Source organism: Granulicatella sp. (genome assembly GCF_057274575.1).
Map to the genome: position 1 here is coordinate 1 of NZ_DBHISP010000033.1, position 5,914 is coordinate 5,914.

Genomic DNA, 5,914 nt, shown 5'->3' on the forward strand with positions numbered 1-5,914 from the left:
TGCGTATGCGTATCAAAAATCATCATTTCGCCTCTTATCTTGTTGCCCCATTTAAAAATGGGTTTGTTGCAATTTCATCTTTTAAGGTCGTTGGTTCCCCGTGCCCTGGGAAAATCACCGTTTCAGCAGGTAATGGCAATAAGTATTTGTGGATCCCTTCCATTAACTCTTTATGGCTTCCGTATGGAAAATCACTACGTCCAACGCTGCCTTTAAACATCACGTCCCCACCGATAACAAATCCATTTTCTCTAAAAATAAAGATAGTTCCACCAGGTGAGTGCCCTGGAATATGCGCTAATTCTGGTTCAAAACTTCCAATTTTCCATTTGCCCATTTCTTTAGGGAAATAACCATCCGCTGGCTTAGTCGTAATATTTTCTCCAGAGTAATAGGAACGATTCAATTCAGGATCGTGTAAAAATACTTTTTCCAACTCATTCATATACATTGGAATCTTGTATTCCTCACGAAGCGCATCAATGGCTCCAATGTGGTCTCCATGCGCATGTGTTAATACAATCGCAACTGGCTTCAATCCTTCTTCTTTAATTAATTGTTTAATATCCTCGGCTTGTGCACCTGGGTCAAAAATCACTGTTTCTTTATTCTCATCAATTAAAAAGTAGACATTTTCTTCCAAACGTCCTACTGGAATGCTTAATAACTCCATTTGTATTCCTCCTTTAGGTCTCCTCTTAACTCTACATAAAATAGTGAGTTCTTGCAATCAAAAAACGCCCAAGCATAGAGCCCGGACGTCTGTTGATTAATCATTGATTAATTTTTTCAAATCGATGGCTTTGTTCAATGCCGTCATCAACGGAACACCCGCTAATAATACGACGATTTCACCAAAGAATGTTTCACCATAGCTTAACCAGAACGGTAATTCTAGTGCTAAGTTCAATTCAATCGCTACTAAGAAAATCATCACACTGAAGACGCCTGCTAAAACAAACATACGTGTTTTAACATCTTTCACTGATTTGAAGAACAGTGCGCTGATAGCGAATGAAGCAATGGTATGTCCTAATCCGAATACTAAGTCATACCAACCTAGACCAGACGCCGACATAAATACTGAGTTGACAAGCAATACACCGGCAACCACACCGATTCCGTATTTTTTGTCAAAAGCGAATAAGTGGTTCAACATTTCCGCAATACGGAATTGAATATTTCCAAATGCCATAAATGCAGTTAATGATGTAACGACCACATAAAGCGCTGCGATGATTGCGTTAATCACAATCAATTTTGTTTTTTTATTTTGCATGTTACTGCCTCCTAGTTTTTTATTGAGGGATGGTTTCGAACCTCATCGGCAAAAAACGCCATGTGCTATTGTACTATAAACAACGTAAGATTGGTAGTCTTAAGTTGAATTTCTTTATCTTCTACAAATTTGTTCTTTGAATTTCTTCTTACAACGTTTATGAGCCCCTTTTACAGAAGTAACCGACTTATCAAAGTGATTTGCCATCTCTTCAAACGTCTGTCCGTCTAACACCCCTAGAAAAACTTCTCTTTCAAAGCGAGATAAGTGATGGAAGTATTCCTCCGCATCCTCATGTAAAAATACTTGTTTCTCGCAAGATTCTACAGAAGCTGACATCAACGCTAGCTCCCCTTTATCCCCATGGATGAGAAGATTATGAGGAACTACTCTTTGTCGATGCTCCCTTCTCAAACACTCCTCTGCTAAGTTTTTTAGGCAGCGTTGATAATAACCCGCAAATGAAACAGCATGGTCTTCGTTATATTTATCTAATGCTCGTAACATCATGACTCTAGCTTCTTGAGCAAAATCTTCTTGATCCATCTCATGAAAGAAATAATGATGATTCATACTGGCAATTAAAGGCTCAAATCTCTTTAATAACTCGGTAATCGCCTCCTCATTATTTGCTTTAGCTAAGTGAACTACTTCCGACAACTCTTTCTTTTCCATAAAATAACCTCCCTATAAATTCCTCCCTCATTTCTTCTCCACTTCAGTATATTGATTAACAAACATAAAAAGCCCTAGTTTTATCGGATAAAACCAAGACTTCTTAAGAATTAAATTTATTTTTCTTCTTGAAAATAAAAGATAGGATTATTTCCTAACCTTCTTAATTGCTTTTGGAAGAATTTCTACTCTTCTCTTTTCTCTTGAAATAATGCACACCATAAGTTTGATAGAAATCGACTTTCAGTTGCACGAATCGTTTCAAGTCTCTTAACAATTGATATAATTGCGCTCTTTTTTCAAATTCACGTCTCGTTTGTGGCAAAGGTCTTTCTCGAAAATGTTCTAACATGGCTTCAATCTCATCAATGAGTTGACTCGCCGTATTTTGTTCCGCTAATTGCTCTGCTGTCTGTTTAAACATTTCAGACAAGATGGCCATTTCTTCCCCATCCCAGCGAAATTCATTTAAATTGACCGCCATAATTTCTAATAACTTTGTTTGATCACGTCGCATTTCAAAATACTGTTCATCGTAGGTGATTTCACCTGTTAGATAGTTCTCTGATTCTAAGCGAACATATTCTCTAGCTGCTTTCAATTTTTCTTTCACAATTTGAAGAACTTCGCCATCATTTTTTCCATTTCCAACCGATAAAAATCCAGACATTTTCAACAGAACTTCTCGCATTTTTGACTCAATTTCTTCACGAATCTTAATAATATGTTCACGGTACGATGGTATATACCAATTGAATAAAATGGCAACCCCCGCTCCAATCGTCACAAGAAGCATTTCATTCACAAACAAGGAGAACGTTAATTGTTGCTGCGTCCAAAGATGAATGACTAACACGGTACTTGGTGCAACTCCGATATCTACTTTTAATAAATAAGCCATCGGAATATAGCATAATAAGTAAATTCCAAAACTCATCACATCAAAACCAAAAGCCCAAAAGACAATTCCACCCACCAAAAGTGCCAATAGGGCTGCAGCTAATCGTTGACTAGTGGCCGCTAAAGAGATTTTCTTTGTATCCATTACACTTAAAATCGCAATAATGGCAGCTGCAGAGGGAGTCGATAAATTGAATGCTTGTGCAATCATTAAGGCGGTAAATGCCGAAACGATTACCTTCATTATTTTAAGCTTCATGATGGATCACTGTATCTCCTTGTATTTGATGCCCTTCCAACTCTAGAAGGGTAGTTTTTCTATTCAGGCCTCCCGCAAATCCTGTTAATTTTCCTGTTGTCGCAACGACTCTATGACATGGGACGAGAAGCGTAATTGGATTTTTTCCAATAGCGTTTGCGACGGCACGAGGGGAGGTTTTTCTACCTATCTTCTCACTGACACGGTGGGTAACTTCATTATAAGTCCATACTTCTCCAAACGGAATTTCTAGCAAAGTATTCCAAACACTTTGTTGAAAAGGAGTTCCTCCTTCATAAGCAATCGAAAACAAAGGAGTTCCTGGAGTTTTCTCATGATAATACTGATTAATCCATGTTTTTACAGGATTCCAAAGCGCTAAAGAATCATCCCATTTTGGATTTTTCACAAAGGCACACTCATATTTTTGCCCTTCAAACCACAAACCGGTTAATGCCACCTTATCACTTGCAGCAATCATCACCCCTAGTGGTGTATCTATCTTCGTCAAAACCGTCATGGCCTCCTCATTTCTCATTACAAATCTATTTTTCTATTATATAATATTTTCTATCGAATGAAATAGGAAAGGAGCACTTTCATGCTCATTAACGAAGCCGTTTTACATATTTTAGATAAAAATTCAGGAAACTTACTCTTATCACAGGCCCCACTGCAACTGGGCGATCCATTTCTCATTGAATACATTACAAAACTCGTGGATAAAATCAAAAAAGGCGACCCGCATATTGGTCAATTAGCTTCTAGCGAACCGCTTCTTGGGTATCTTGCAGACGAAGGGATTTCCTTCTTAGAAAAGACGCAACAGTTATCCGATAAGCTCTTTGCTCTTATAGCTCCAGCAGAAGAAATCGGACCAGCAGACTACCTATTCTTTACGGGAACAAGCGATACAGGTGGCACACTATTTGGAATGATTCGCCTCGATTACAGTTCAAAAGTCACACACTTTGTCGACTACGAAGGCCAAGCCGTTAGCAATACAATCTTGCAAAATCACGCCATTTTACCAAACGCGACGCAAAAACCTTCGGAAGCGTTCATCGTAGATTTATCAAACGGAAACTATACCTTAATCGAGAAAAAAGTGGTAATCGAAGGCCAAAAGACAGCTTATTTCTCTGAAAAATTCTTAGAAATCACGGTACCCGTCACAACGAAAGAACAAATCAAGGAAATCAAAAAAACGGTTACTCATATCGCAAAAAAACACGACGAGGAACCGTACAAAGCGCTGGCAACGACGCAACAAGCGATCTTCCACCAGCTGGAAGAACAGGACGAAATCGATGCCGCAGCCATCTTCGACAAGGTGTTCGAGGAAAAACCGCTCGCACGCGAATCCGCACAATTGGCCATCACCGAAGAACGCATCCCAGAAAAAATCGCCGTAACGAACGTGCCAAAATACGAACGTAAATATAGCAAGCAAAAATTCAAACTCGACAACGGCATCGAAATTACCATTCCAAGTGAAATCTACGAAAACAAGGAAATGGTCGAATTCATCAACAATCCAGATGGCTCTGTTTCGGTACTGATCAAAAATATCGAGAGTATCTTAAATAAATTTAATGCGTAATACTATCTATCTAATCAACAACAAGAAACCTCCTAGAAAATTTCTAGGAGGTTTTCGTTTATAACGGCTTCTTCAATGGAAGTCCTGGTTTTCTCGGATATTTATTCGGTGTTTCCTTCGTCTTTAAAATCGTGACCACGTGACGGTTTCCGCCTTCATATGGTAAGTCGAAAGAGACATCCCCTTCTACTTTCCCACCAAGAATCGCGATCGCTTTTTTCGCTTCTTCCAACTCAACTTCCGTATGCGCCGCTTTTAATGCGAGGAAATACCCCTGCTTTTTCACGAGCGGCATGCAAAACTCGCTCAACACACTGAGTTTGGCAACGGCACGAGCAGTTACCACATCAAACGATGCACGAAAATTTTTATTTTGTCCAAAGGTTTCAGCACGGTCATGGAAACATTGCACGTCTTTTAGCCCAAGTGTCTCCACTAATGTATTCAAGAACGTAATGCGTTTATTCAACGAATCCACAATCGTCACCTTCAAGTCTGGGAAGACGATTTTCAGCGGAATACTTGGAAATCCAGCACCCGCACCCACGTCGCAAAGCGTTTGGTCCGTCAATTCGTGGTGGAATCCAAGCGCCAATGAATCGTAGAAATGCTTTAAAAACACGCCTTCTTCATCCGTAATGGCCGTCAAGTTCATCTTCTCATTCCATTCCACTAATAGATGGAAATATTGGGCGAACTGCTTCTTTTGTACATCTGATAGTGTAATCCCATGCACTTCTTGGAGTCTTTGATAAAATTCTTCTGGTTTCATACGCGCCTCCTTATTCTTGCACTTTTGCAATCTTTCCTTGTTCGATATAGACCATCAAGATCGATACGTCGGCTGGGTTCACCCCACTAATACGGCTCGCTTGCGCAATTGTTTCTGGTTGAATTAATTTCAAACGTTGACGCGCTTCGGTCGCAAGTCCATTAATCGCATCATAGTCGATGTTGGCAGGAATACGCTTGGCTTCCATGCGTTTTAATTTCTCCACTTTTTCAATTGCTTTTGCAATATAGCCTTCGTATTTAATCGAGATTTCTACTTGTTCTTTCACTTCACGAGAGACTTCCACCGTTTCACCAGCAAAGCCTACTAATTCGTCATAGCTTAATTCTGGACGTTTCAACAAGTCGCTGAGAAGGATGCCGTCTTTCAATTCCGCAGATCCTTTTTCTGCCAAGAACGCTTGTA

General features: G+C 39.6%; 7 protein-coding genes, 1 pseudogene and 1 riboswitch. Of the genes and pseudogenes, 1 reads left to right on the plus strand and 7 read right to left on the minus strand.

The genetic code is table 11. The features are described from left to right. Positions 1-34 precede the first annotated feature (34 nt). The 5 genes from ACO5V7_RS08700 to ACO5V7_RS08720 form a co-directional block, all read right to left on the minus strand. Positions 35-673, minus strand: coding sequence for an MBL fold metallo-hydrolase (locus tag ACO5V7_RS08700; protein WP_485485867.1), 639 nt, complete (start codon positions 671-673; stop codon positions 35-37). A gap of 96 nt (positions 674-769) precedes the next feature. Beyond that, positions 770-1,279 carry a QueT transporter family protein gene (locus tag ACO5V7_RS08705; protein ID WP_485485868.1) on the minus strand — a complete coding sequence of 170 codons (510 nt, stop codon included), beginning with the start codon at positions 1,277-1,279 and terminating at the stop codon, positions 770-772. A gap of 5 nt (positions 1,280-1,284) precedes the next feature. Next, a riboswitch (PreQ1 riboswitch) is annotated at positions 1,285-1,329 on the minus strand. A gap of 64 nt (positions 1,330-1,393) precedes the next feature. Next, on the minus strand, positions 1,394-1,954 hold the full coding sequence (locus ACO5V7_RS08710) for a sigma-70 family RNA polymerase sigma factor (protein ID WP_485485869.1): 561 nt from the start codon (positions 1,952-1,954) through the stop codon (positions 1,394-1,396). A gap of 163 nt (positions 1,955-2,117) precedes the next feature. Continuing rightward, the gene (locus tag ACO5V7_RS08715; protein WP_485485870.1) at positions 2,118-3,098 is read right to left on the minus strand and encodes an aromatic acid exporter family protein; all 981 of its coding nucleotides are present in this window, start codon (positions 3,096-3,098) and stop codon (positions 2,118-2,120) included. Positions 3,099-3,102: 4 nt separating this feature from the next. Further along, a complete protein-coding gene (locus ACO5V7_RS08720) occupies positions 3,103-3,633 on the minus strand; it encodes a methylated-DNA--[protein]-cysteine S-methyltransferase (RefSeq protein ID WP_485485871.1) in 531 nt (176 codons plus the stop codon). Positions 3,634-3,714: 81 nt separating this feature from the next. Here ACO5V7_RS08720 and ACO5V7_RS08725 point away from each other — a divergent pair, with 81 nt between their 5' ends. Further along, positions 3,715-4,716, plus strand: coding sequence for a nucleoid-associated protein (locus tag ACO5V7_RS08725; protein WP_485485872.1), 1,002 nt, complete (start codon positions 3,715-3,717; stop codon positions 4,714-4,716). A gap of 58 nt (positions 4,717-4,774) precedes the next feature. Here the strand turns inward: ACO5V7_RS08725 and rsmG are convergent, their stop codons facing one another. Together rsmG and ACO5V7_RS08735 are read right to left on the minus strand one after the other, a co-directional pair. Continuing rightward, complete coding sequence (gene rsmG, locus ACO5V7_RS08730) at positions 4,775-5,488, minus strand: 16S rRNA (guanine(527)-N(7))-methyltransferase RsmG (RefSeq protein ID WP_485485873.1); 714 nt, start codon at positions 5,486-5,488, stop codon at positions 4,775-4,777. 10 nt (positions 5,489-5,498) lie between these two features. Further along, positions 5,499-5,914, minus strand: a pseudogene (locus tag ACO5V7_RS08735) (tRNA uridine-5-carboxymethylaminomethyl(34) synthesis enzyme MnmG); the annotation flags it as partial.

Excerpts from the sequence above, each read along its gene's own strand:
- ACO5V7_RS08725 (WP_485485872.1), top strand. The coding sequence starts at position 3,715 with ATGCTCATTAACGAAGCCGTTTTACATATTTTAGATAAAAATTCAGGA.
- ACO5V7_RS08720 (WP_485485871.1), bottom strand. The coding sequence starts at position 3,633 with ATGACGGTTTTGACGAAGATAGATACACCACTAGGGGTGATGATTGCT.
- rsmG (WP_485485873.1), bottom strand. The coding sequence starts at position 5,488 with ATGAAACCAGAAGAATTTTATCAAAGACTCCAAGAAGTGCATGGGATT.
- ACO5V7_RS08700 (WP_485485867.1), bottom strand. The coding sequence starts at position 673 with ATGGAGTTATTAAGCATTCCAGTAGGACGTTTGGAAGAAAATGTCTAC.
- ACO5V7_RS08705 (WP_485485868.1), bottom strand. The coding sequence starts at position 1,279 with ATGCAAAATAAAAAAACAAAATTGATTGTGATTAACGCAATCATCGCA.
- ACO5V7_RS08710 (WP_485485869.1), bottom strand. The coding sequence starts at position 1,954 with ATGGAAAAGAAAGAGTTGTCGGAAGTAGTTCACTTAGCTAAAGCAAAT.
- ACO5V7_RS08715 (WP_485485870.1), bottom strand. The coding sequence starts at position 3,098 with ATGAAGGTAATCGTTTCGGCATTTACCGCCTTAATGATTGCACAAGCA.